Raw genomic sequence first — 1780 nt, forward strand, 5'->3', positions numbered from 1 at the left:
CGCGGCCAGTCCCCCGTCCGTGGCCGGCGCGGTGGCGGCGCTCGCCGCGGCCCGCCGGGTGACCACCGGGCGCACGAGGCCGGTCAGCAGGGGCGGGATGCCGTCGGGGCGTCGGCGCACGGCGGCGGTGTCGATCTCCACGGGCACGAGGTGGGGTGCGCGGGAGCGGACGGCGGCGTCGAACAGCTCCAGGGACCGTTCGGCGGTCAGGCCGGGGGTGCCGTTGCGGGCGATGCGCTCCCGGGCGGTGTCGTCGAGTGCGGCGCCCATGCCGCTGTCGGTCGCCCACAGCCCCCAGGCCAGCGCGGTGGCCGGCAGGCCGAGGGCGGCGCGGTGCCCGGCGAGGGCGTCCAGGTAGGCGTTGGCGGCGGCGTAGTTGCCCTGGCCCGGTCCGTCCAGGACGGCGGCGAGGGAGGAGAACAGCACGAAGTGGGCGAGGCCGCGGTCCCGGGTCAGCTCGTGCAGGTGCCAGGCGCCCAGTGCCTTGGCGTGGAAGACCTCGTCCACCATGTCGTCGGTGAGGGTGTCCACGATGCCGTCGCGGACGGTGCCCGCCGCGTGGACCACGGAGTCGACGGGGTGCTCGGCGAGCAGCCGGCGCAGCGCCTCGCGGTCGCCGGCGTCGCAGGCGGCCACGGTCACCTCGGCGCCCAGCGCGGTGAGTTCGGCGTGCAGCTCGGGGGCCGTGCCGCGGCGGCCGGCGAGCACCAGGCGGCGTACGCCGTGGGCGCGGACCAGGTGCCGGGCGAGCAGGGCGCCGAGTCCGCCGGTGCCGCCGGTGACCAGGACGGTGCCCCACGGGCGGTCCGGGCCCGGCGAGTCGGGCGCGGGTGCCAGCCGGGGGGCGTGGGCCCGGCCGTCCCGCCACCGTGCCTCCGGTTCCCCGGAGTCGAGGAGGGCGGCCAGCGCGGCGCGGTCCGGTACGGGGCCGTCGGGGCCGGTCCGGGCGACGAGGAGGATCCGGCCGGGGTCCTCGGCCTGCGCGGCCCGCACCAGCCCGTGCACCGCGGTGCCGGCGAGGCCGCCCCCGGTGAGGACGACCAGCGTCGAGGCGGCGTACCGCGGGTCGGCCGACCAGGCCCGCAGGGTCTCCAGGGCGCGGCCGAGGGCGGCCCGTACGGCGCCGGGCAGTTGCTCGCCCTCCGCGTCCGGGGCGGTGACCGGCAGGATCACCACGTCGGGGACGGTGGCGCCGAGCGCGTCCAGCCCGGCGTGCGCGGGGGCGCCGAGGCCGAGGTCGTCGTCGCCGAGGACGGCCCAGGTGCGGCGGTCGGGGCGCCCGGCGGTGGCGGGCAGCGGTTCGTCGGTGACGGTGTACAGGTGGCGCCGGCGCCGGGTGAGCCGGTCGGCGGTGACCGGGCGGGTGACGTACGACGCGACGGTGGCCAGGGGCCGGCCCTCGGTGTCCGTCAGTTCGATGCGGGTGCCGTCGCCGCCGGGGGTGACGCGGACGCGGGCGGTGCGGGAGCCCCGGGCGTGCGCGGTGACGCCGGTCCAGGCGAACGGCAGCGCGAGGGTGCCCGGGGCTTGTGCGGCCTCGTCGCCCAGGAGGGAGGTGACGTGCAGGGCGGAGTCGAGCAGCGCGGGGTGCAGGGTGTGCCGGGCGGCGTCCCGGGCGGCGCCGTCGGGCAGTTCCAGCTCGGCGAGGAGGGCGTCACCGTGCCGCCAGGCGGCTCGTACGCCGCGGAAGACCGGGCCGTAGTCGTAGCCCTCGGCGTGCAGGCGCGGATAGAGGCCGGCGACGTCGAGCGGGGCGGCACCGGGCGGCGGCCACGCGCCG

General features: G+C 79.4%; 1 protein-coding gene. It reads right to left on the reverse strand.

Annotated features, from left to right (window positions below):
* On the reverse strand, positions 1-1780 hold a 1780-nt coding region (locus GT045_RS19960), incomplete at both ends, for an SDR family oxidoreductase (protein WP_161334974.1).

Source organism: Streptomyces sp. SID486 (assembly GCF_009865385.1).
In the GTDB taxonomy this organism is placed as follows: Bacteria; Actinomycetota; Actinomycetes; order Streptomycetales; family Streptomycetaceae; genus Streptomyces.